General features: G+C 47.0%; 19 protein-coding genes. 8 read left to right on the top strand and 11 right to left on the bottom strand.

The window, feature by feature from the left end; all coding sequences use genetic code 11:
* Positions 1-25 precede the first annotated feature (25 nt).
* From phnR to R7P69_RS04730, 4 genes are all read right to left on the bottom strand, one after another.
* Entirely contained in the window at positions 26-730 is a 705-nt protein-coding gene (phnR, locus tag R7P69_RS04745; RefSeq protein ID WP_005442366.1) for a phosphonate utilization transcriptional regulator PhnR, read from the bottom strand.
* Between the two features lie 9 nt (positions 731-739).
* Positions 740-2,464 (bottom strand): putative 2-aminoethylphosphonate ABC transporter permease subunit, encoded by a 1,725-nt coding sequence (locus R7P69_RS04740; protein WP_238952780.1) that lies wholly within the window; start codon positions 2,462-2,464, stop codon positions 740-742.
* 8 nt (positions 2,465-2,472) lie between these two features.
* Positions 2,473-3,579: a putative 2-aminoethylphosphonate ABC transporter ATP-binding protein gene (locus R7P69_RS04735; RefSeq protein ID WP_238952781.1), complete on the bottom strand. Its 1,107-nt coding sequence runs from the start codon at positions 3,577-3,579 to the stop codon at positions 2,473-2,475.
* Between the two features lie 507 nt (positions 3,580-4,086).
* Positions 4,087-5,097 carry a putative 2-aminoethylphosphonate ABC transporter substrate-binding protein gene (locus tag R7P69_RS04730; protein ID WP_136976315.1) on the bottom strand — a complete coding sequence of 337 codons (1,011 nt, stop codon included), beginning with the start codon at positions 5,095-5,097 and terminating at the stop codon, positions 4,087-4,089.
* 266 nt (positions 5,098-5,363) lie between these two features.
* On the opposite strand from R7P69_RS04730, the gene phnW reads away from it, so the two are divergent.
* The 3 genes from phnW (at position 5,364) to phnX (ending at position 8,768) form a co-directional block, all read left to right on the top strand.
* A complete protein-coding gene (gene phnW, locus R7P69_RS04725) occupies positions 5,364-6,467 on the top strand; it encodes a 2-aminoethylphosphonate--pyruvate transaminase (RefSeq protein WP_053307153.1) in 1,104 nt (367 codons plus the stop codon).
* A 26-nt stretch (positions 6,468-6,493) separates the two neighbouring features.
* Positions 6,494-7,873: an aspartate aminotransferase family protein gene (locus R7P69_RS04720; protein WP_238952782.1), complete on the top strand. Its 1,380-nt coding sequence runs from the start codon at positions 6,494-6,496 to the stop codon at positions 7,871-7,873.
* A 79-nt stretch (positions 7,874-7,952) separates the two neighbouring features.
* Positions 7,953-8,768 (top strand): phosphonoacetaldehyde hydrolase, encoded by an 816-nt coding sequence (phnX, locus tag R7P69_RS04715; RefSeq protein ID WP_054574515.1) that lies wholly within the window; start codon positions 7,953-7,955, stop codon positions 8,766-8,768.
* Positions 8,769-8,854: 86 nt separating this feature from the next.
* Here phnX and R7P69_RS04710 read toward each other — a convergent pair whose 3' ends face one another.
* Positions 8,855-9,883 (bottom strand): LacI family DNA-binding transcriptional regulator, encoded by a 1,029-nt coding sequence (locus R7P69_RS04710; RefSeq protein WP_005442357.1) that lies wholly within the window; start codon positions 9,881-9,883, stop codon positions 8,855-8,857.
* A gap of 248 nt (positions 9,884-10,131) precedes the next feature.
* Between R7P69_RS04710 and R7P69_RS04705 the strand changes: the two genes are divergently transcribed.
* The 3 genes from R7P69_RS04705 to R7P69_RS04695 are packed head-to-tail and all read left to right on the top strand — an operon-like array spanning position 10,132 to position 12,188.
* A complete protein-coding gene (locus R7P69_RS04705) occupies positions 10,132-10,575 on the top strand; it encodes a PTS sugar transporter subunit IIA (RefSeq protein ID WP_005384357.1) in 444 nt (147 codons plus the stop codon).
* Positions 10,576-10,634: 59 nt separating this feature from the next.
* Complete coding sequence (locus tag R7P69_RS04700; protein ID WP_005374080.1) at positions 10,635-10,922, top strand: PTS sugar transporter subunit IIB; 288 nt, start codon at positions 10,635-10,637, stop codon at positions 10,920-10,922.
* Positions 10,923-10,931: 9 nt separating this feature from the next.
* Complete coding sequence (locus tag R7P69_RS04695) at positions 10,932-12,188, top strand: PTS ascorbate transporter subunit IIC (RefSeq protein ID WP_005384349.1); 1,257 nt, start codon at positions 10,932-10,934, stop codon at positions 12,186-12,188.
* 187 nt (positions 12,189-12,375) lie between these two features.
* Here R7P69_RS04695 and R7P69_RS04690 read toward each other — a convergent pair whose 3' ends face one another.
* Together R7P69_RS04690 and R7P69_RS04685 are read right to left on the bottom strand one after the other, a co-directional pair.
* The gene (locus tag R7P69_RS04690; RefSeq protein WP_238952783.1) at positions 12,376-12,738 is read right to left on the bottom strand and encodes an ATPase; all 363 of its coding nucleotides are present in this window, start codon (positions 12,736-12,738) and stop codon (positions 12,376-12,378) included.
* Between the two features lie 9 nt (positions 12,739-12,747).
* Positions 12,748-14,778: a S8 family serine peptidase gene (locus tag R7P69_RS04685; RefSeq protein WP_017635086.1), complete on the bottom strand. Its 2,031-nt coding sequence runs from the start codon at positions 14,776-14,778 to the stop codon at positions 12,748-12,750.
* Between the two features lie 466 nt (positions 14,779-15,244).
* Between R7P69_RS04685 and R7P69_RS04680 the strand changes: the two genes are divergently transcribed.
* Positions 15,245-16,501 (top strand): SGNH/GDSL hydrolase family protein, encoded by a 1,257-nt coding sequence (locus R7P69_RS04680; protein ID WP_017635085.1) that lies wholly within the window; start codon positions 15,245-15,247, stop codon positions 16,499-16,501.
* Positions 16,502-16,652: 151 nt separating this feature from the next.
* Here the strand turns inward: R7P69_RS04680 and R7P69_RS04675 are convergent, their stop codons facing one another.
* Complete coding sequence (locus tag R7P69_RS04675; RefSeq protein WP_005384344.1) at positions 16,653-17,255, bottom strand: TetR/AcrR family transcriptional regulator; 603 nt, start codon at positions 17,253-17,255, stop codon at positions 16,653-16,655.
* A gap of 111 nt (positions 17,256-17,366) precedes the next feature.
* Between R7P69_RS04675 and R7P69_RS04670 the strand changes: the two genes are divergently transcribed.
* Positions 17,367-17,909 carry a carboxymuconolactone decarboxylase family protein gene (locus tag R7P69_RS04670; protein ID WP_005374097.1) on the top strand — a complete coding sequence of 181 codons (543 nt, stop codon included), beginning with the start codon at positions 17,367-17,369 and terminating at the stop codon, positions 17,907-17,909.
* A 96-nt stretch (positions 17,910-18,005) separates the two neighbouring features.
* On the opposite strand, the gene R7P69_RS04665 is transcribed toward R7P69_RS04670, so the two are convergent.
* Genes R7P69_RS04665 through R7P69_RS04655 form a run of 3 tightly spaced genes read right to left on the bottom strand, consistent with a single transcriptional unit; the run spans position 18,006 to position 22,538 of the window.
* On the bottom strand, positions 18,006-19,382 hold the full coding sequence (locus tag R7P69_RS04665) for an efflux transporter outer membrane subunit (protein WP_017635084.1): 1,377 nt from the start codon (positions 19,380-19,382) through the stop codon (positions 18,006-18,008).
* A 14-nt stretch (positions 19,383-19,396) separates the two neighbouring features.
* Positions 19,397-21,361 carry a MacB family efflux pump subunit gene (locus R7P69_RS04660; protein WP_064369486.1) on the bottom strand — a complete coding sequence of 655 codons (1,965 nt, stop codon included), beginning with the start codon at positions 21,359-21,361 and terminating at the stop codon, positions 19,397-19,399.
* 1 nt (position 21,362) lies between these two features.
* Entirely contained in the window at positions 21,363-22,538 is a 1,176-nt protein-coding gene (locus R7P69_RS04655; protein ID WP_021821302.1) for an efflux RND transporter periplasmic adaptor subunit, read from the bottom strand.
* Positions 22,539-22,564: the final 26 nt, after the last annotated feature.

Genomic DNA, 22,564 nt, shown 5'->3' with positions numbered 1-22,564 from the left:
AGCCTTAGATGATGAGAAAATCCACTTAACGATTGAGTTCCGCCAGAGATTCAATGCTGATGGCATCGTGTCGCCAATACTCGATATCGCAATCAATCAATTCACCGTGCTGATTGTAGTTGATGCGCTCCACTACCATCGCAGGCGTACCAGCTGTCGCGCGCAGTGCCTGAGCCATTTCACCCAACAAAGTGCTGGTTGAAATGCGGTAGCGAATCTTTTGATACGTCACGCCATAATGATCGCGATAAATGTCCGTCAGTGAATTTGATAAATCGTAGTCCAACAGGTTCGGAAACAGCTCTGGGCGAATGTAGTTTGTTACGAATACTACTGGTCTGTCTTCAAGATATCGAACACGGTCGACTCGATACACATCCGAGAAAGGCTGCAAGTCCAGCAAGCGCGCCGCTTGTTTGTTTGCCAACGTCCCTTTTGCTGCGACCAACTCCGTTTTTGGCACGCGATTTTGCGCTTTCGCCATGTTCGGGAAGTTTAGCGTTTGAGTAGGGTCGTAACGCAATGGCTCAGGTGAGATAAACCAACCTCGGCGATCTTCGCGATAGATTCGACCTTCCGCTTCTAGCAATGATAGAGCTTCACGCAGAGTGACGCGTGTAGTATCGAACGACTCCGCCAACTTACGCTCTGCTGGCAGTTTTTGACGCGGCGAAAGCATGCCCGCTTCAATCTGTTCAACAATCGAATCTTTAATTTTTACGTATTGCACGAAGTGTCCTTATCTTTTGCGCCAAGCTTGTGTGCGATTCTCTAACAATTTACCCAAAGTCATCTGAACAATCTTCGCAATTGCGGCAGCAATCATGATCATCACAGCCATCGCTGCTGCAGCGCCAGTTTGACCTGCATCGTCCATATTCAGAATTGAGACCGAAGCCGGAATCGTATCAGTTGAGTAAAGGAATACTACCGCAGAAGTGGTGGTCAATGCATTAACAAACAAGTAAGTCGCAATGTCCAAAATCGCAGGTAAACACACAGGTAATGTCACTTTAAAGAACAACTTGTATTGAGGAAGCTTCACCGATGCTGCTGTGGCTTCAATCTCCGATGGCAACTGCTTTAGCGCTGTCAGGGCGGTCATGTGACCCACTGTGTAGTAATGCACTACCGTGTTAATTACCAAGAATGCCATGGTGCCATAAAGCACGTTCAGAGGATTGTTCGCATCGTTGAAGTAAAAGATGTAACCCAAGCCAAGCACCATACCAGGAACCGCCATTGGCACCACGCTGAGCATTTGCATCACCTGACGAATTGGACCAAACGCACGCCCTTTCTCAATGCAGTAAGCACCGACAAAGATAATGGCTGTACCGATCACTGCCGTCCAACCTGCCAGTGTTAGTGAGTTGAAGAATGGGCTCCAACCGTAAGTGCTCATTTCGGCAAAGTTGTAGTTGTTTAGCGTCAGCGCTTTGTTCCAAGGCCAGAACGTAACTAACGAGCCATACACCGCCATGCCAAGCACAGCCAACACTGCAATAGAAATGATGCTGCAGTAAACCAAGCAAATGCTGTCGCGCGCTTTGTTGGGTTCAGGCTGATAAGGCACTGAACGTGTGTCGAATAAGCTCTTTTGCTTTTTCTGTACCCAGCGGTCTGCGCCGAACGCCATTACCGCAGGAAATAGCAACATAATGCTGGTCACCGCACCCATGGCAAAGTTTTGCTGTCCCACAACTTGCTTGAAGATGTCAGTCGCCAGGACGTTGTAGCTTCCACCAATCACTTTCGGCACACCAAAGTCCGTGATAACCAGCGTAAAGACCACGATAAGCGTACTGATCAAACCGTATTTCGCCGCAGGTAACGTCACCATAAAGAAGGTTTTGATGGGTGAAGTTTTCAGTGCGCGGGCTGCTTCATACAAGCGAGCATCAGAAGTGCGCAGCGAAGTGGTTAAGATCATCAATGCATGAGGAAAGGTCCAGAAGATCAAACCCATCGAGATACCAATCACGCCATAAATCGAGTTTCCTAACAGCATCTCTTTGGCAATGCCTTGATTACCGAAAAGGAAAATCAAACTGATCGCTGGTAACAACGAAGGCGCGAGAATCGGCGCAGTACCTAGGATTTGAAACAGACCTTTAAACGGCATACAGGAACGAGTCAGCGCGTAGGCATAACCAAACGCAAGCACACCCACTATAGAGGTCACAATCACGCCCAAAGTGAAGGTGTTTCCCACCGACACCCACAAGCTTGAAGAGGAAAAGTACGTCGCAAAGTTTACCAGACCGACAAATTCGCCATTGGCATTTTGCACACTCTTGGTCAACATTGCCCAAAGCGGCATTAAGATGAACAGCACCATCATGGTCGACAAGCCAGCAAGCAAACCAAACAACACAAGGTTGTCGCGGCTGACACGTCCGAGTAAGGATTTTGCTTTGTCTTGTGTGGTCAGGCTATTCATCGTCATTGTCTTCGCATCCATGTTTACACCTACGCTGCTAGCGCTTTATCAATCGAGGGCACGGCGTAACCATGCAGCCCTTCTTCAGCAAACTGGATGTAACGTACATCGCCCGCCTTGATATTGAGTTTTTGAACCGTTTCCACAGGCACATCCACGACGATGGTTTTCGTTGAGCTGTCGTTTTGCAATACGCAATCAATGCGGAAAAACGCCCCCAGAAACTCGGTTGCCGTAACTCGCACAGGTAAAGAGTTATTGTAGTTTTCAACGAACTTGATGCTTTCAGGACGCACCGCAAGGTCAAAGCGGTCACCACGTTGGATCTTACGATTGGTCAAGCTTGGCGCTGGCATCAAGGTTTCGGCAATGCGTACTTGGGAGTCCGTTGCGACTGAGGTTTCAATAAAGTTCATGCTGCCGACAAACTCAGCGACAAAGCGCGTTGCTGGTTGTTGGTAGATCTCTTGAGGTGTACCGACTTGCTCAATCACGCCATGGTTCATCACCACGATCCGATCCGCCATCGACAATGCTTCGTCCTGATCGTGCGTAACCATGATGGTGGTGATGCCCAGCTTACGTTGCAGCTTACAAATCTCGTCACGTAAGTGAACACGCACTTTTGCATCCAGCGCTGACAGCGGCTCATCAAGTAACAGTAGACCCGGAGACAACGCTAATGCGCGAGCGAGTGCCACACGCTGCTGTTGACCACCAGAAAGTTGGTTAGGAAATTTCTCGCCGGAGGTTGGAAGACCAATGGTTTCTAACCAATAATCCACCTTCTCTAACGCTTCTTTGGTCGACATGCCTTGGTTCTTCAAACCCACTGCAATGTTCTCTTGCACAGTTAGGTTCGGAAACAGCGCGTAAGATTGGAATACGATGCCGAAATCGCGCTTCTCTGGTGGTAGGAATGTGGTCTCTTGACCGTTTTGAAAAATCGCACCAGACGTTGGCAAGTCTAAACCTGCAATGGCACGTAGCAGAGTGGTTTTACCGCAGCCAGAAGGACCAAGAAAACAAACAAACTCGCCCTTTTCAATCGCTAGCGAGATCTTCTTTAATGCAGTGAACTGTCCGAATTGCTTCACTACATTTTCGATATTTAGGTAATGTTGGTTAGTTGACATAACACACGCTCCAAATGGTATATACCAACTTTAGTTTTGGAGTGTTACGTTCCAATGACAAATTTATAGCCAGAAGATGACAAATAGATGAAGGGCGATGAGGTTTGTTCAAGTGGTAATTAGAGATTCCCGACTCACTCCTTCGTCGCTCTCGAGAATGACGTGGTGAGTGTGGTTCATAAATTCTGAAATCACACTCATTGCCTAGAATTACGAGCTTTGACTTTCACGCCATACGCTTAAGATCGTCATTCCGGACGAGCCTAAGCGAGCCATCCGGAATCTCTTACAAGCACTATATTCTGAGATTCCCGACTCACTCCTCCGTCGCTCTCGAGAATGACGTTGTAAGTGCGGATAGAAGATCCCAACTTTCTTAAGTCCGTCATTCCAGCGAACCTAGGTGAGACTAGGAATCTACTTTCAGCAAACTCTGAAATAACAGAGAAAACAAAAAATCCACCTCAACCGAGGTGGATTTCAGTATTCAACTCAAAGCAAATTCAATTAAGATTTTGGCTCTGATTTTGCGTCAAACTTCTCAGACCATGCCGCTAGAATCTCTGCACGCTTGCTGCCCATTTGCGCGAAGTCCATCTTCGCCATGTTCTCTTGAACGTTCGGGAAGTTAGATACGGTCGCCTTCACTTCTTTATGTGCAACCACTGGGTACATTTCTACGTAAAGCTCGTTTGCTGCTTTAGAGATTGACCAGTCGACAACACGCTTCGCTGCATTCGACTCTTTTACTAGACCAACAGCTTCTGATTCCCAGCCGATACCTTTTGGTGTGATAACCGCTAGTGGTGCGCCTTGTGTTTTCAGCTTCGCGCCGCGGCTTGCCATCGAGATACCGATAGCCACTTCACCCATACCCGCTTGAACACATGGCTTAGAGCCAGAGTGCGTGTAGTGTGCAATGTTCTTGTCTAAGTCACGCATGTAATTCCATGCCTGATCTTCACCCATGTTTTGTAGCCAAGCAGAAACCTGCATGTAGCCAGTACCTGAAGACGCTGGGTTCGGCATTGCAATGTGACCTTTGTAAACCGGCTTTGTTAGGTCTTCCCAAGACGTTGGTTTCGGTAGGTTAAGTTGTTTCGCAACCGCTTCGTTGAAACAAACTGCGTTAAAGAACGCATCGTTACCGAACCAAGCTTGGTTTGATTGAGGGTCGTTTAGGTTCGCGTGCAGCTCTTCCAAACCTTTTGGTGTGTAAGGCTTAAGAAGACCTTCATCTTTAAGCAGTGCCATTGACGAGCCAGCAAGACCCCAAACCACTTCCGCTTGAGGGTTATTCTTTTCGGCCAGCAATTTCGCCGTCATGATACCGGTGGAATCGCGAACCCACTTAATCTTGATATCTGGGTTATCTTTCTCAAACGCAGACTTGTATTTAGCAAGAATGTCAGTTTCGAAAGCGGTGTAAACCGTGACTTCCTGTGCTGCCATTGCATTCGTAGCTAGCAGAGAGACAAGTGCAGCCAGCGATCCTTTCATCAAACGGTTTTTCATCATTTTCTCCAGTTAATTTGGCTAAGTTTTCATTTGGTCTGTACCAGTTGACGATATACACCCTACTGAGCCTTTGTGACGAAATCATGACCATTAAATGGCAGTTTTACGAAAATTTGCGCTGAATAATCGTTCAATTGATCCGCCATTTTCTGGATATTAAAGTTTTATGAAATTGGATATTCGCCTATTTACTGCCCTTTTCTTCCTCGTTAGAGTGAACTTGAAATTTGGTGTAGACCAATTAGCCTATTCTGATGGAAATCGAGATGAAAAACGAATACCTACTACTGACTCCAGGTCCTCTATCTACTTCTGAAACGGTACGTGAAGCCATGCTTAAAGACTGGTGTACTTGGGATGATGAATACAACAAAGACATTGTAGAAGTGATCCGCGCTAAGCTTGTAAAACTGGCGACGGAGCAAGACGGCTACACCAGCGTACTAATGCAAGGTAGCGGCACCGCATCAGTAGAAGCAACGATTGGCAGTGCCATTGGCAAAGATGGAAAATTGTTGGTTGTCGACAACGGTGCTTACGGTGCGCGTATCGCTCAGATCGCTGATTACCTAAATATTCCATGCCATGTAGTTTCCCCAGGCGAAACATCACAGCCACACTTGAACGAGGTGGAAACTGCATTGGCATCGGATCCTGCGATCACACACGTGGCGATTGTTCACTGCGAGACAACCACTGGCATGCTTAACCCAATTGAGGAATTTGCTTCTGCAGCAAAAGCACACGGCAAAGTGGTGATTCTCGATGCCATGTCGAGCTTTGGTGGCATTCCTATCGATATCGCTGAGCTAGGCATCGATTTTATGATCAGCTCTGCAAACAAATGTATTCAAGGCGTGCCGGGCTTTGGCTTTGTGATTGCGAAACAAACTGAGCTAGAAAAGTGCCAAGGTCAGGCACGTTCTTTGAGCCTTGATCTTTACGACCAGTGGCACTGCATGGAAGTGAACCACGGTAAATGGCGTTTCACGTCTCCAACGCACACGGTTCGCGCTTTCTACCAAGCCTTGTTAGAGCTGGAACAAGAAGGCGGCATTGAAGCTCGTCATAACCGTTACCAAACTAACCAGAAAACACTGGTTGCAGGTATGCGTTCTTTGGGGTTTGAGCCACTACTGAGTGATGACCTTCACTCGCCAATCATCACTTCTTTCTACTCTCCGACGCACAGTGATTACCAGTTCAAAGCGTTCTACACGCGTTTGAAAGAGCAAGGCTTCGTGATTTATCCGGGTAAAGTATCGAACGCAGATTGCTTCCGCATCGGCAACATTGGCGAAGTTTACCCAGCAGATATCGAGCGCTTAATCGGTGCAATTGAAAAAGCAATGTACTGGCAAGTTGCGTAAAGCAGCCTTCTGATTGAGAGAGCGTTATGACTCAGAATATCAAACCGACTCATTTCCGCAGCGAAGGTGATGTCAACACGACACCAGCGCGCCAAGCTTGGAATGCATCGATGGACGACGAACGCACGCAAGCATTATTGAAGCGTGACTCGGAAGTCTTTCTTCATCAAGCCATGTCGACGCCTTGCTTAGATACCTTGGAAGCAGCAGAAGGCATCTACATCCAAGATGCCACCGGCAAAAAGTACATGGACTTCCATGGCAATAACGTCCATCAGCTGGGCTACGGTCATCCGCATGTGATTAAACGTGTGCAAGAGCAAATTGCCAAACTGCCGTTTTCACCACGTCGTTTTACCAATGAAACTGCGATTGAATGTGCCGAAAAACTCACCCAAATCTGTGGCGGCGAATTGAACCGCGTGCTGTTTGCTCCGGGTGGCACATCTGCGGTTGGTATGGCTCTTAAATTAGCACGCCACATCACGGGCAATTACAAGGTGGTGTCGCTGTGGGATTCCTTCCACGGCGCATCATTGGATGCCATCTCAGTAGGTGGCGAAGCGTGTTTCCGCCAAGGTATGGGACCATTAATGGCAGGTGTTGAGCGCATTCCACCAGCCGTGTCTTACCGAGGCGCTTTCCCAGTAGAGGACGGCAGCGACGTGCATTACGCCGATTACCTCGAATACGTGATTGAGAAAGAAGGCGGCGTGGGCGCATTTATCGCAGAAGCGGTTCGCAACACGGATGTTCAAGTGCCGAGTAAAGCCTACTGGAAACGCATCCGTGAAATCTGTGACAAACACAATGTCATGTTGATCATCGACGACATCCCGAATGGCATGGGTCGCAGCGGAGAGTGGTTTACCTACCAAGCCTACGACATCGAGCCAGATATGCTCTGCATCGGTAAAGGTTTGGGTGGTGGCTTAGTGCCTATCGCAGCCATGGTAACCAAAGACAAATACAACACCGCCGAGCAAATCTCCATGGGCCATTACACTCATGAGAAAAGCCCTATCGGTTGTGCTGCAGCACTGGCAACCATGGAAGCTATTGAGCAAGACGGCTTGCTAGATAAAGCCAAAGCTTACAGCCAGTTCATGCGTGAAAAGCTGCTAGAGATGAAAGCTAAGTACCCAGTAATTGGTGATGTACGTGGCGTCGGCATGTTGTGGGGCATTGAACTGGTCACCGACCACGAAAGCAAAGCACGCGCGTATGACGAAGCGGAAGCTGTGCTGTACCAATGCCTCAACAACGGAGTGAGCTTCAAGGTATCGCAAGGTAACGTGATTCAGCTCAGCCCACCGCTGATCATTACTCGCGAACAACTAACCGAAGCGTTGGCGATATTCGAAGAAGCCATCGCCAAAGTATGCAAAGACTTTAACTACTTCTAACCTCAACAAAAACCAATTTATCCAGAGCGCGGTTCCAATGTGTAGGCAGCGCTCTGGCAAGCAAGAAAAAGGATTGAACATGAGCAACTCACCAATTCAAGCAGTGATCTTTGACTGGGCTGGCACTATCGTCGATTTCGGCTCTTTTGCGCCAACCAGCATCTTTGTGGAAGCATTCAAACAAGGCTTTGATTTTGAAATCGACCTTGAAGAAGCACGTGAACCAATGGGGCTTGGTAAGTGGGATCACATCCAAGCCGTGGGTCGTATTCCTGCAGTTGATAAGCGTTGGAATGAGAAGTTTGGTCGCTCAATGAACAGCGAAGACATCGATGCAATCTACGCAGCATTTATGCCTTTGCAAAAAGCAAAAGTGGCAGACCATGCAGACCCAATCCTTAATGCGATTGAAGTTGTGAACGGTCTGAAAGACAGAGGCATCAAGATCGGTTCTTGTTCTGGTTACCCCCGCGAAGTGATGGACGTGCTGATTCCAGTGGCAGCGGATTACGGCTACAAACCAGATTACGTAGTAGCAACGGATGACCTGCCTCAAGGTGGTCGCCCTGCACCATTTATGGCACTGAAGAACGTGATTGAGCTGAATGTAACGGACGTTAATGCGTGCATCAAAGTGGATGACGCCGCACCGGGCATCGATGAAGGTCACAACGCCGGTATGTGGACCGTTGGTTTGCTGCTTTCTGGTAACGAAGCAGGTCTAACTTTTGAAGAATACCAAGCTGCGGACGGAGCAACACTTAATGCTGCTCGTGAAAAAGCACGTGCAAAATTGCTCAAGAGCTCGCCGCATTACCTAATTGACACCATTGCTGACTTCCCAGAAGTGGTTGCAGATATCGAACGTCGCCTAGCAGCAGGTGAGCGTCCTTAGCCGACAGTCACTATTCTCACGCATAAAAAAACCTCTCAACATCGAGAGGTTTTTTGTATCACGTATTAGTTTCTAACCAAATGAGGTTAGTTGATCGCAGTACTCGCTCGGCGTTTTAGCTTAAAGCCCATATCCGTTGCATGCTCTACAGGCTCACCTTTAATGGCTTGCAGTAACTTGTCTGCAGCTTTCGTCCCCATGCGTTCGTAGTCGAATTCCGCACAGGTCAAACTTGGATAGGCGTGCTCACCCATGGAAGAACCTTCCAAACAGATAATCGCAATGTCGGTCGGGACTTTCAGCACTCGGCGGTGACACTCAAACAACGCGCCAATCGCAATCTCTTCATGGCTACATACCAAAGCATTCAAACTTGAATCGCGCAGCAATAGCTTTGCCAACCCTTCCGCACCCAATTGTGAAGATGGTGCTTCGTGCGTGGTTAAGAAATGATCCGGCGCAAGATAGTTCTCAATCATCGCGCTTTGCCAGCCGTGTAGCTTACGTTGCAAAGTGGAGTGATCGCCACGCGCACCAATGAAGCCCACGTTCTTGAAGCCTTGTTCAATCACATGCTTGGTACAGGCTTTACCCACCTCAAAATGGTCAACGCCGATATTGAGATAACTGGCTTTCGAACTTAACTCTGCAATTTCCAATACTGGCGTGTTCGAGGCTTCCAAAAGCTGATTGGTTCGCTGGCTGTGTTCATTACCAAACAACACCACTCCCGCTGGGCGGCTCTCAAGAAATGTCGAAAGCAGTTTCTCTTCTTGCTCTACCGAGTAATCACTGTAGCCAAGCAGCAACTGATAACCCGCTTTGTTCAACGCTTGTTGAAAGCTCGGTAAGAAAAGCGCGCACGCTTTTTCAAACAGGGAAGGAATGATAAGAGCGATGGAGTAACTTTCAGCAGACGCCAAAGCCCCTGCCGCTTTATTCGGGATATAGCCGAGCTCATCAACCACTTGTTGAATCTTTTCTCTCAGCTTGTCAGATACTAGCTCGGGCGTTCGTAATGCTCGCGACACCGTCATGGTGCCTACGCCGGCTTTTTTAGCGACGTCCGCCAAGGTGACATTGCCAGTACTTCTTCGTTTGCGAGGTTCGCTCATTGTTCTTATTTAGTGTTCTCTATTTTCTGCCGCGACATCTTACCACAGCGTTTTAGTGGTTTTGATATTAGCGCATTAGAAGTCGATCACAAGCATATGAAACTCGGATGACTGATAAAAATAGTAGCGCTATCACAATTTATGATAGCGCTATCAGATAGCGCTACCATTTGTGATCATTCTCAGGTTTTTCTGACAAATTGATCGATAAAGTACCCATCAACAAAACAACAAACCGGAAAGATCCAATGCTACGTGAACTGATTACCTCTGATGTGATTCGCATCCATTCTGATGCTACTGACTGGAAAGATGCGGTGAGCAAATCCTGTGAAGCACTGATTGAAAATGGCGCGATTGAGCCAAGCTACGTGGACGCTATTTACCGCTCACACGAAGAGCTCGGTCCTTACTACGTGGTAGGTCCTGGTATGGCAATGCCACACGCTCGCCCTGAAGATGGCGTTAACCGTTTGTCTCTTGCCATCACAGTGATTCAAAACGGCGTGAACTTCGATTCTGAAGGTAACGACCCAGTAAAAATGCTGGTTACGCTAGCCGCGACAGACAGTAACTCGCACGTGGATGCGATTTCTAAACTGGCTGAGTTGTTTATGAATGAAGAGCATGTAGAAGCCATCTGCACCGCTCAAAACACACAAGATGTTCTCGCGATCATCGAAAAATACTAACTCCTGATGTGCCCTTAAAAAATGGGCATACACCCCTATAAAAAGAAAAGGTCTGAATTATGAAAATTATGGTTGTTTGCGGTCACGGTCTTGGTACTAGCCTAATGATGGAAATGAGCATCAAAGGCATCGTGAAAGAATTGAATGTAAACGCAGAAGTGGATCATATCGATCTAGGCTCTGCAAAAGGTACGGATTGTGACATCTTCATCGGTACTAACGACATCGTTGAACAGTTGAACGCACTTGGCGTTGAACCTCGCATCGTTGCGCTTGATAACATGGTCGACAAAGTGGCAATGAAAGAGCGTCTATCTGTGGCACTTCAAGAGCTTGGCGCTCTATAAGGTGACGTTATGGAATTTTTCAGTTTCTTAATGAACGATGTCCTATCAGAGCCGGCGGTTCTGGTAGGTCTCATCGCCCTAATCGGCTTAATTGCCCAGAAAAAACCGGTCACCGAGTGCATTAAAGGCACGGTAAAAACCATTCTTGGTTTCATCGTGCTTGGCGCGGGTGCGGGTCTGGTTGTGACTTCTCTGGGTGACTTTGCGACGATTTTCCAACACGCGTTCGGCATCACAGGCGTGGTTCCAAACAACGAAGCTATCGTCTCTATCGCACAAGAAGCGTTTGGTAAAGAGATGGCGATGATCATGTTCTTCGGTATGTTAGTGAACATCTTGATCGCTCGCTTCACGCCATGGAAATTCATCTTCCTAACGGGTCACCACACGTTATTTATGTCGATGATGGTAGCGGCGATCCTTGCTTCTAGCGGCATGAAAGGTGTTCCACTGATCGCACTTGGCTCTCTGGTTGTGGGCTCTGTGATGGTGTTCTTCCCTGCGATTGCTCACAAGTACATGAAGCAAGTAACAGGTTCTGACGACGTTGCGATTGGTCACTTCTCTACCCTTTCTTACGTACTAGCGGGCTTTATTGGCAGCAAGTTCGGTAACAAAGAACACTCTACTGAAGAGATGAACGTACCTAAGAGCTTGTTGTTCCTACGTGATACGCCTGTAGCAATCTCGTTCACCATGGGCATCATCTTTATGGTGACGTGTATCTTCGCTGGCGGTGACTTTGTACGCGAAGTCAGTGGTGGTAAGCACTGGTTCATGTTCGCGCTAATGCAATCCATCACATTCGCCGGTGGTGTGTACGTTATCCTTCAAGGTGTACGTATGGTTATCGCAGAAATCGTTCCGGCGTTTAAAGGCATCTCAGACAAACTAGTACCAAACGCGAAACCTGCGCTTGATTGTCCGGTTGTATTCCCATACGCACCAAACGCAGTATTGGTTGGTTTCCTATCGAGCTTTGCGGCGGGTCTTTTGGGCATGTTCCTACTTTATGTGATGGGGCTTACTGTGATTATCCCAGGCGTCGTTCCGCACTTCTTTGTAGGTGCAGCGGCAGGTGTATTTGGTAACGCTACAGGTGGTCGTCGCGGTGCAATCTTGGGTGCTTTTGCACAAGGTCTACTGATTACCTTCCTACCAGTATTCCTAATGCCAGTACTTGGTGACCTAGGTTTTGCTAACACGACCTTTAGTGACGCAGACTTCGGCGCTGTTGGTATCTTACTGGGTCTGATTGTTCGCTAAGTAGTCTGAATATGACTAGCTGATAACTGACTTGATTGATGCGCGAATAGGCTCATCGGCATCAATCTTCAAGAATCTCTAGTCATAGCAAACGACGAACTTTAGAAGAAAGCAATCGTAGAAAGAAAGCAAACGCCCCTCACGTGAGGGGCGTTTTTCTTTTTGGCACTATCTTAGAAAGTTTGGCTTATTGAAGCGTTGTTCCGTTAGATAGCAGCTTTCTTGTCGGCTCTTGCTCGGTGTATTCGACCGCATCATGTTCCGCGAGTTTATCGACTTCCGCCTGTTCACCCACCACAATCAACACGTGTTGTTTAACCAGAGCGTCGACCACTTCAATGTTGTGCTGACGAAGAAGCGCTCTCACTTCGCTCTCTTTTCCTTCATGATACTTAATAAAGTAACGTTCAGGTTGCTGCTCGGCTTGATCTTGGCGTTCATCCACGAGAGGAAATCCTTGATTGTTTGCCAAGCTGCTTGAGCTCAGTCCGATTGCCAATAGTGCGGTAGCGCCTACCGCAGACAAAGAAAGTAAGGTCAACTTCTTCATAGTCACTCCTTATTGAAAGGTCAGAGTCCAACTGTTGATGGTGCCTGTGTCTCTTCTGGCACTGTCTACCGCTTTTAGTTCCCATGTACCTTGCGATTCAAAACCAGAAAAATCCGCTTGGAACGTGTTTTTTATATCGTTAGCGCTGCCGCCAGTATTATTGTGAAGTACAACTTCTCCACCAGTCGGTGACGTTAAAGTCACTCGTAGATCACCGATGTAAGTGTGGCTAATATCAACGTCAATACTTACTGTGCCTGAATCACCAGAGCGATCGACTTCTACTGCACTGATTGCGCCAGAAGATTTATTATCTGGAATCGCAACAGGGCTGGTATTTGAGAAGCTAGAGTCCGAAGAGCTACCACCATCAGGTCCATTACAGCCAGCGTCCAAGAACAGCTTCGCCGCTTCAGCATTAACTAGGCCGTGGCCAGTACGGTTGTCTCGACCAGCAACATCAATATCTGTTGCAGTTTTCACTAGGGCATTACGTACTTGCGCTGCAGTACAGGTTGGGTGGTAACTCCACACCAAGCCAGCTACGCCCGTTACGTGCGGTGTCGCCATTGATGTACCATTGTAGTACTCGTAATCTTCACCAGAGGTTGTTGCAACAGTAATCTCCTGACCAACATACCCCAACAGCTCTTGACCAAATGCACGATCAACCGTTACCGAAACCATACGATAAGCGTTGTTTGTGTCTACCAAGAAAGGGTTTTGTAAACCAGGTAGTTCAGAGTTGCTGTATACGATTGCAGCTCGCGCACCCGCATTGTAACAAGCCTGAACCGCATCTACTTCAGGGTAGTTTCCTGAAGACTGGTTGCCGATACGCTCAGTCAAACAAATTTTGCCCGACATATCACCACAGTTAACGTTACCGCCAGATACATCACAGCTATCTAGCATTGCCGTTACTGAACCCGCGATTGGATCCGGAACATACGAAGAACCGTTATTGATCAAACGATTGTGAGGAACAATCCCACGATCAAACTGGCTTACACCATTCAAGGTAATATCAGAAAGTTTACCTTCACCTACCGTAACCGTTGATAAGATCGCCACACCCGGGCCTGAGATCTCAACTTGATTAGTAGATTGTGAGAACGCTGCATGATCATTTTGATTATCAACAGCCGCAACAGACATCACTGAGTCATAAGAAGCTGGATAGCTGTGCGCTGTATTGCCATCATTACCTGCAGCGGCAATCAATAGAACGCCTTGATCGTAAATATTTTGCAGTGCATTTTGCTCAGTTCGGCTTGATTGACTACCACCAAGGCTCATGTTCACAACGTTAGCACCATTATCGGCACAGGTCTGGATTGCTTTAACAAGCCCAGATGAGTAACCCCAACCCGATTCGTTAAATACTTTCACGATGTGCAAATTAACATTCTGGTTTGGCATCACACCCTTTACACCTTCGGTGTTGGCAATCGCAGCAATCGTACCCGCGACGTGAGTACCGTGGGCATTGTTGTTACCCGGATCACTCCATGATCCCGTACCACTATCGTTAGTACCAGCAACGCGGTTACCGCTCAGGTCGTAGTGCGAAATGTCGTACCCTGAATCGATAATACATACAGTGCGATTACCCGCATTGAAGTCAGCTAGCAGTTGAGCATTAACCGCTTCATATCCCCATGGGGTCGTTTCGCTGAGCAAATAGCGAGGTGGATCGACTTCCACGTATTCCACATCACTACGATTGCGAAGCGGCTCTAAGTCATCGCCATCCAGTTCAACGCTGTAAATGGCGCGATTGCCCAGTTTTTCCACCTTACGTGCCTTCACCTGTTCTAGAACAGACTCCTGCGCGATTCGTGGCCCCCAGAATGAGTTACCACCCATTGAAGAACGGCTGACTGCATCTTCTTTGAATTTGACGATGTACTTCGTCGGTAACTTAGATTCATCAAATCCCATTGGTGGAGCCGCAAACGCTGACATCGAAGTGGTCAGTGCTATTGCTACGGCAGACAACGAAAATAAGCCTTGTTTTTTACTTGTTGTGTAGTGCATTTGCCCTATTCCTTATTTGAGCTAATTTTTATTCACTATATTCTCATGAAAAGTCATCATCATGATGTTTGCATGAGAGCTTCAGCTATAGTTTACAGAGCAAAAATGCCAAACAATTTGTTTCATGAATATACAAATTTGTACAAAAGATCATTCAATAAACACTTTAAGTTAACATTAAAAATCACCGACAAAACCTTATAAAGCAATTACTTAATTAACAAAAAGTGAATGTTAAATTAATGTTAGTGAGTAATTATTCTAAATATCACCCATTTAATCGATTGCTATGCTGAATGGATTTTTTGACCGTGGTGCCAAAACTGAAATATTGAATATTTAGTTGTTGACTGTCTTGAGCATTTACTCAGAATTAGAAGGTTTAGTGAGAAAAATTCTCATCTAAATACTGTTATAGCCGAGCGTATTCACGCATTCGGAACAATAACCATTACAAGAAGAGTGAATGATGAAAAAAACAATCACACTATTAACTGCATTACTTCCGCTTGCCTCCGCCATTGCAGAGGAGCCAACTTTATCACCAGCAATGGTTTCTGCGGCTGAAGTGGTTAGCGCGCAAGAAAATCAAACTTATACGTACGTTCGATGCTGGTATCGTACGAGCCACTCTAAGGACGATGCGGCTACCGATTGGAAATGGGCAAAAAACCAAGATGGTAGTGACTTCACTATCGATGGTTATTGGTGGAGCTCTGTCTCATTTAAAAACATGTTCTACACCAATACCTCACAAAACGTAATTCGCCAGCGTTGTGAAGAAACACTAGATCTAGCGAGCGAGAACGCAGACATTACATTTTTTGCTGCTGACAATCGTTATTCTTATAACCACACGATCTGGAGCAATGATGCTGCAATGCAACCAGATCAAATCAACAAGGTAGTGGCTTTGGGCGATAGCTTGTCTGATACAGGCAACATCTTTAACGCGTCCCAATGGCGCTTCCCTAACCCGAATAGCTGGTTCTTGGGTCACTTCTCAAACGGTTTTGTTTGGACGGAATACGTTGCTAAAGCCAAAAACTTACCGCTATACAACTGGGCAGTTGGTGGCGCAGCAGGTGAAAACCAATACATCGCGCTAACTGGTGTCGGCGAACAAGTTTCTTCTTACTTAACCTACACAAAGCTGGCGAAGAACTACAACCCTGCTAACACATTGTTTACGTTAGAGTTTGGTTTAAATGATTTCATGAACTACAACCGTAGCGTGCCGGAAGTAAAAGCGGATTACGCTGAAGCTCTGATTCGTTTAACAGACGCTGGCGCGAAGAACTTCATGTTGATGACACTGCCTGATGCAACCAAAGCACCACAGTTCAAATACTCAACACAGGAAGAAATTGAAACGATTCGTGCGAAAGTATTGAAGATGAACGAGTTCATCAAAGCACAAGCGATGTACTACAAAGCCCAAGGCTACAACATCGCATTGTTTGATACACACGCACTGTTTGAGAAGTTAACCTCGGCACCAGAAGAACACGGTTTCGTAAATGCAAGCGACCCTTGCTTAGACATCAACCGTTCATCTTCTGTTGACTACATGTACACTCACTCATTACGTTCTGAATGTGCAGCATCTGGCGCAGATAAGTTCGTGTTCTGGGATGTGACTCACCCAACCACAGCAACGCATCGTTATGTGGCTGAAAAAATGTTAGAAAGCAGCAATAACTTAGAAGAGTTTCGCTTTTAATAAGCCGTTGTTGTTCATTGCAAGTTAATCTGCATAAAAATGACCACGATGCTTCGTGGTCATTTTTTATCGATATCGACCCCTGATAACGGGTTTATTTGAGCTCGCTTAGTTCAAGCCGTTGATTTAGAGACGTTGACTTTGAGCAGTCTCATTCAGCGTTCTGTTTTGGTACGTTACCGCGGAAGCTGTTCACCATAATAGAGATCAACGTCTTTAAGGTTTCATCATCACTGCGGTATGAGTAGGCTCGTATACCCGTAAACTGAACCTGGAACAACTGAGCAAGAAGCAATGTATCCTGGGCTTCAATTTCGCCATTCTCGATTGCTCGCTCAAACAGCTTTGCAAGAAAAGATTCAAATTGGTTTGCTAAGCTGTTTGTTTGATTGCGCAGCGCATTAAAATCCTCAGCAAATTCACTTGCTGATTTGACTAACATGCACACTTCACTGGGATTGGAGTCTCGCTGATTGATAACCACATCAATCGCGAAAGCTTCTATTGCATCTAGAACCGTTGTGTTCTGAGCTAAATGCAACTCAAACAGGGCTTGTAAGTTCGCAACGTACATTTTTAGCGCTTCACAATATAGCCCCTCTTTTGACCCAAACGTCGCATAGATACTTCCAGGACGCAGATTAACGCTATCTTGCAAATCACGTGTAGATGTTGCATGAAAACCTTTCTTCCAGAATAGATCCGAGGCGGCTTTCACCACTTCATCACGTTGGAATTTCTTTGTATTCGCCATGAGCAATTATCAATTTTGAACATATGCTCAATTTTATATTGAGCGACCGCTCAAAATCAACTATCCTGTTCTTGCCTAATTCGCTCATATCCAATTACAGGAGATTTAAACATGGCAGAATTTAAACTGTATACCGCAGAAAACGCACCCGAAGGATCAAAGCATCTGATTGAAAATTCAGTCAAAGCGTTTGGCATGCTACCAAATCTTCATGCTGTTATGGCTGAAGCGCCAACCTTGCTTGAGGGTTATCAAGTTGTGCATGAGCTCTTTCAACAAACATCATTTAACGCAGAAGAATTGACCGTCGTATGGCAAACCATCAACGTTGAACATGGTTGTCACTACTGCGTTCCTGCTCATAGTGCGATCGCGGCGTCAATGAAAGTGGATCAGGAGATTGTTGATGCTCTCGTCAACCAAACACCATTGGCAGACGAAAAACTTGAAACACTACGAGAAACAACGCTTCAAATGGTGCGTCAACGTGGTGTAGTGGAAGAGTCTCAGATAGAGAAGTTCTTTGCGGCAGGTTACGGACAGCAGCAACTGCTTGAAATTGTACTTGGTCTAGCGCAAAAAGTGATGAGTAACTACACCAATCACCTAGCTGACACCCCGGTTGATGCACCTTTCAAGAAGTTCGCCAAGTAACTTAAGCTTTTATTACTGGTCCCATTCATGGGACCAGTAATACCTTCAAAAAAAGCTTTGTTGCATGGCGCTTCGCTAGTGTGTGCTGACCCCTAATTACAACGGCGCAACGTCGGTTCCCCCTAAAGACTGGTAAAGCGTAACCTGAGTGAGAAACTGGTTGTAGCGGTTTTCCAACAAAGAAGCTTGCGCGTTTCTGGTGTCTTCTTGTGCATTCAAATAGTCCATGATCGACGTCGAGCCATACTGATACCGCGCAGCATAAATGGACTCAGCGGCACTTGCGGCATCATATTGCTCTTGTAAACGCGCCGCCTGATACTTCAATTTTTCGCGTGCTGACAAGGCATTTTCGACATCTTGGAATGCGGCGTACAACACTTGGCGATAACTCACAATGGCCGATTGATAGTCTAAATCGGCAATGGCTTGGCTATTTTTCATCTCATTCCACTGCAAAAACGGTAGCGTCATATCCGCACCTAAGCTGCCAATCGGGTTGGAAAGCAGGTCTTTAAGCGCTTGTGATGATCCACCCAGAGCCCCAGTGAGCGTCAGCTTGGGCAAGTAGTCCAAATCTGCTGCGTCTTTATTTGCTAGCGCGGCTTTGACTTCATAAATCGCTGCTTTAATGTCGGGTCTGCGGATCAATAAATCAGACGGAGCACCAACACTCAACGATGGCATATCGCCTTCAGGCAGCATTTGGATGTTTGCACTGATGCTCTTCGGCGGTTGATTGAACAAAATCGCAAAGGCGTTGTTTGCCTCAAGTAAACTCTGTTCAAACTCACTTTGCTGCGCTTGTAAGCTTGCCAACGTACGTTTGGCTTCAAGCACATCTAACTGATCCACAGCGCCAAGTTGGTACTGTTTTTCAATCAATTGTAGCGTTTGAGCTGCGTCTTCCACATTACGCTGACTGAGGTTTAAGCGCTGTTTCAGATAGCCGATTTGCCAATATAACGATGCCGTCGTTGCCACCAAACTTTGTGCGGTCGCCTCGCGATCTTGTTGACTTGCCATCGCCGTCCACTTGGCTTGGTCAACGTCCGCCGAGATTTTTCCCCACAAATCCAACTCGTAATTGACGGACAAGTTAGTGCTGTAGCTATCTGCCGATTCCCCGCCATCAAGAGATTTTTGAACTTGTCCTGATGTGGAAGAACTCAACGTAGGGAAAAGGTCATCTTGCGCTAAACCCAGCTGTAAACGCGCTTTCTTTAGCGTTAGCGTTGCCAGCGTCAAATCGTTGTTTTGAGCCAACACCTGAGTAATGTATTGATTAAGCGTTGGGTCGTTAAACGCCAACCACCAAGGATCCATACTGACATCACCCGCAACATGCATCTGTTGCCAATTTGCAGGCACTTGCACCTCAGGAGCTTGATAGTCGCTACGCATAAGCGAACCACAACCTGACAACCACACTGCGCTTAAGGCAGCCGCGACCAATCGAGTTTTGAATTTCATTGTGTTACTCATTTTTAGTCTCTCGCTAGCGCTTCTATCGGATCGAGTTTGGCGGCATTGCGAGCGGGTAAAAAGCCGAAAGCGATGCCAATCAACGTTGAGCAAATAAACGCCCAGATGATCGAGTTCATTGAGTAAATCATTTGGAAGCTGCTGCCAGATGTACTGAATGCAAAACCAATCAAAAACGCCAAGCCAATACCAGCAATGCCACCACACAAACACACCAGTACCGCTTCAATCAAAAACTGACGCAAAATATCCGCTTGCCGCGCACCCACAGCCATTCGCACACCGATCTCTTTCGTGCGCTCTGTCACCGACACCAACATAATGTTCATTACGCCAATTCCGCCGACAATTAGTGAGATCACCGCAATCGCTGAGATCAGTAACGTCATGGTTGCGGTGGTTTTCTCGATGCTCTGACGAATGGTGTCAGTGTTAATCGTGAAGAAATCTTCTGTACCGTGGCGCATTTTTAACAAGTTGATGATGCTCTGCTCTACCGCCGCACTTGGGGCGTTCTCATCAATCCGTACAGTAATGCCGTTGAGGTAGCGTTGTCCCATCATGCGTCCCGACATAGTGGTGTATGGCACCCAAATTTTCAGCGCGTCGCTGTTACCAAACGCGTCTTCTTTTTTCTGCGTGACACCCACAATACGCACTGGCAATGAACCAAGAAAAATCACTTCACCAATCGGATTTCTATCCGCAAACATTTCCTTTCTGGTGTTGTCATCAATCACTGCTTCTTGGGCGAGTGAGTTCACGCTCTCTTCATCCCAAAACTGACCTTTGGCAATCTCATAACCGCGCACACGGAAATAATCTTCCCCAACCCCTTCCACAGACGCGGTTGCATCCTGATTGGCGTAACGCACGGTTAAGCTGTTGGATAAAGACGGCGTGACACTGTCGACAAAAGGTAGACTCTCCAACGATTTAGCATCGTCGGCGGTTAGCGTTTTCACTCGTCCGGAGCGGCGGTCACCAAACCCTTTGCCCGGCCTGACATCAATGGTGTTTGTTCCCATGGATGAAATATTCGACAAAATTTGCTGTTGTGAACCATTACCTAGTGCCACCACGGAAACCACCGAGGCTATACCAATAATGATGCCGAGCATGGTCAAAAACGTGCGCATTCTGTGGCTAGACATCGCCAGCAGCGCCATTTTTAGCGCGTCAATAAAACTGTCCCACTTCCACCACTTACTGGCGGCTTGCGCTGGGCGATGAAAAGATGCGCTCGGTGTCTTTGCTGCTTGCTCATTGATTACAACTTGTGCATTTGGCGTATCTGCAATGATTTCACCATCTTTGATTTCAATGATGCGATCCGCAAAGTTCGCCACGTTCATATCATGAGTCACTAAGATGATAGTATGCCCAAGTTGATGCAACTCTTTAAGCAGTGCCATCATCTCTTGCCCACTGTGACTGTCTAATGCGCCAGTGGGCTCATCAGCGAGAATCACCTCACCACCGTTCATCAGTGCACGAGCAACACTCACGCGCTGTTGCTGGCCACCACTCAGTTGGCTGGGCTTGTGGGTCAAACGATCTTCCAGCCCCAAGCGAGCCAATAGTGACTGCGCTCGATCCGTTCTTTGACGATGAGGAACTCCCGCGTAAACCGCCGGTACTTCCACGTTTGCCACCGCGGTTAAATCCCCCAGCAGATGGTAACGCTGGAATATAAAGCCAAAATACTCGCGGCGTAGTTCCGCCAGTTGATCAGATTCCAACGTCGAGACATCTTGCCCATTAATGAAGTATCGACCGCTGGACGGTTTATCCAAGCAGCCGAGCACATTCATCAGCGTCGATTTACCTGAACCTGATGCTCCCACGATCGCGACCATTTCACCGCGTTTTATCTCTAAATTAATGTGGTTCAACACAGTAAGCGATTCGTCGCCAGAGACAAATCGTCGAGTTAAATCCTCAACTTTTAAAAGCACGTCACTCATCTTAGAACCTCATTGGAGGTCGACGACGATCACCTCGGCTTGATGATTCTCCATCCATGGCATTGCCAAGAACAACTTGGTCGCCCTCCTTCAAACCTGAGAGAATTTCTGCGTTCACTTTGTTGTTAATACCCACTGTCACGGGCTTTTGCACCACTTGGCCCTGTTCAAGAACTGGCACGGTATAGTTGCCTTTGCCGCCAGATTTTTGCAGCACTTGTGAAGGGACAATCAAGGTATTTTCCGATTGCTCAAGGACAATCGAAACTTGCGCAGTCATGCCGATGCGCAAAATACCTTGCGGGTTCTTCACATCAAATACAGCGTTGTAGTAAATGGCGTCGCTATCTGAAATGCTCAAATCGCTGTCATCGCCATCCATGATGGTTGGCCCCGGCTCAATGGCGCGCAATGTGCCTTTAAACTGCTGATTCGGTTTGCCTAAAATGGTGAACAGCGCCGTTTGGCCTGGGTGAACAAAAATCACATCGGCTTCCGAAATTTCGGCTTTCACTGTCATCGTATCTAACTTGGCTAACTCGATAATAGTTGGCGTGGTTTGATTGGCGTTTACGGTTTGTCCTTCTTCCACCGCGGTGTAGACCACCGTGCCATCCATCGGTGCGTTGATGGTGGTGTAACCGAGATCTAACTGCGCATTGTCGACGTTGATTTTGGCTTTCTCGATTTCGGCATCCAGTTGCGCTAACTCGGCTTTGTAGATGGCGAGCGTCGCTTCGGCATTCTCGTAATCAGCTCGTGAGCTCGCTTTCGCCGCTAGCATGCCTTTTTGGCGCACGAATTCATAGTTTGCTTGTTTAATCTGCGCTTGCTTAGCTTGATACTGAGCATTGAGACTATTAAGAGACGCTTGGGCTTCTTTGAGGCTGTTTTGCTGAGTCAGGCTGTCAATCTGTGCAATCAAGTCCCCCTGTTTGATCTCATCCCCTAAGTTCACAGCGAGGCGTTGAATTTGCCCAGATACTTGCGCACCTACATTCACCAATTTGGACGCTTGCAACATGCCGTTGGCTAATACCGCCTTTTCGATATTGCCTTTGCGCACGACTTCTGTCGCGTAAGGAGAAATGGGTTCTGGACGTTGCAGATAATGATAACCACCAGCACCAATAGCGAGTAGGCCACACAAAACGAGCCATTTTTTATTGAGTTTCATAGCAGGAGTGAAGTAAATAATCGTTT

Origin of the sequence: Vibrio sp. 661, assembly GCF_033339315.1 — a bacterium.
GTDB lineage: Bacteria > Pseudomonadota > Gammaproteobacteria > Enterobacterales > Vibrionaceae > Vibrio > Vibrio alginolyticus.
This window is presented reverse-complemented; position numbering and strand designations above follow the sequence as displayed.

Coding starts and splice junctions, on each gene's coding strand:
- phnW (WP_053307153.1), top strand. CDS start 5,364: ATGAAAAACGAATACCTACTACTGACTCCAGGTCCTCTATCTACTTCT.
- R7P69_RS04695 (WP_005384349.1), top strand. CDS start 10,932: ATGGAATTTTTCAGTTTCTTAATGAACGATGTCCTATCAGAGCCGGCG.
- R7P69_RS04710 (WP_005442357.1), bottom strand. CDS start 9,883: ATGAGCGAACCTCGCAAACGAAGAAGTACTGGCAATGTCACCTTGGCG.
- R7P69_RS04675 (WP_005384344.1), bottom strand. CDS start 17,255: ATGGCGAATACAAAGAAATTCCAACGTGATGAAGTGGTGAAAGCCGCC.
- phnX (WP_054574515.1), top strand. CDS start 7,953: ATGAGCAACTCACCAATTCAAGCAGTGATCTTTGACTGGGCTGGCACT.
- R7P69_RS04700 (WP_005374080.1), top strand. CDS start 10,635: ATGAAAATTATGGTTGTTTGCGGTCACGGTCTTGGTACTAGCCTAATG.
- R7P69_RS04735 (WP_238952781.1), bottom strand. CDS start 3,579: ATGTCAACTAACCAACATTACCTAAATATCGAAAATGTAGTGAAGCAA.
- R7P69_RS04730 (WP_136976315.1), bottom strand. CDS start 5,097: ATGATGAAAAACCGTTTGATGAAAGGATCGCTGGCTGCACTTGTCTCT.
- R7P69_RS04740 (WP_238952780.1), bottom strand. CDS start 2,464: ATGGATGCGAAGACAATGACGATGAATAGCCTGACCACACAAGACAAA.
- R7P69_RS04660 (WP_064369486.1), bottom strand. CDS start 21,361: ATGAGTGACGTGCTTTTAAAAGTTGAGGATTTAACTCGACGATTTGTC.
- R7P69_RS04720 (WP_238952782.1), top strand. CDS start 6,494: ATGACTCAGAATATCAAACCGACTCATTTCCGCAGCGAAGGTGATGTC.
- R7P69_RS04680 (WP_017635085.1), top strand. CDS start 15,245: ATGATGAAAAAAACAATCACACTATTAACTGCATTACTTCCGCTTGCC.
- R7P69_RS04665 (WP_017635084.1), bottom strand. CDS start 19,382: ATGAAATTCAAAACTCGATTGGTCGCGGCTGCCTTAAGCGCAGTGTGG.
- R7P69_RS04670 (WP_005374097.1), top strand. CDS start 17,367: ATGGCAGAATTTAAACTGTATACCGCAGAAAACGCACCCGAAGGATCA.
- R7P69_RS04705 (WP_005384357.1), top strand. CDS start 10,132: ATGCTACGTGAACTGATTACCTCTGATGTGATTCGCATCCATTCTGAT.
- R7P69_RS04685 (WP_017635086.1), bottom strand. CDS start 14,778: ATGCACTACACAACAAGTAAAAAACAAGGCTTATTTTCGTTGTCTGCC.
- R7P69_RS04655 (WP_021821302.1), bottom strand. CDS start 22,538: ATGAAACTCAATAAAAAATGGCTCGTTTTGTGTGGCCTACTCGCTATT.
- R7P69_RS04690 (WP_238952783.1), bottom strand. CDS start 12,738: ATGAAGAAGTTGACCTTACTTTCTTTGTCTGCGGTAGGCGCTACCGCA.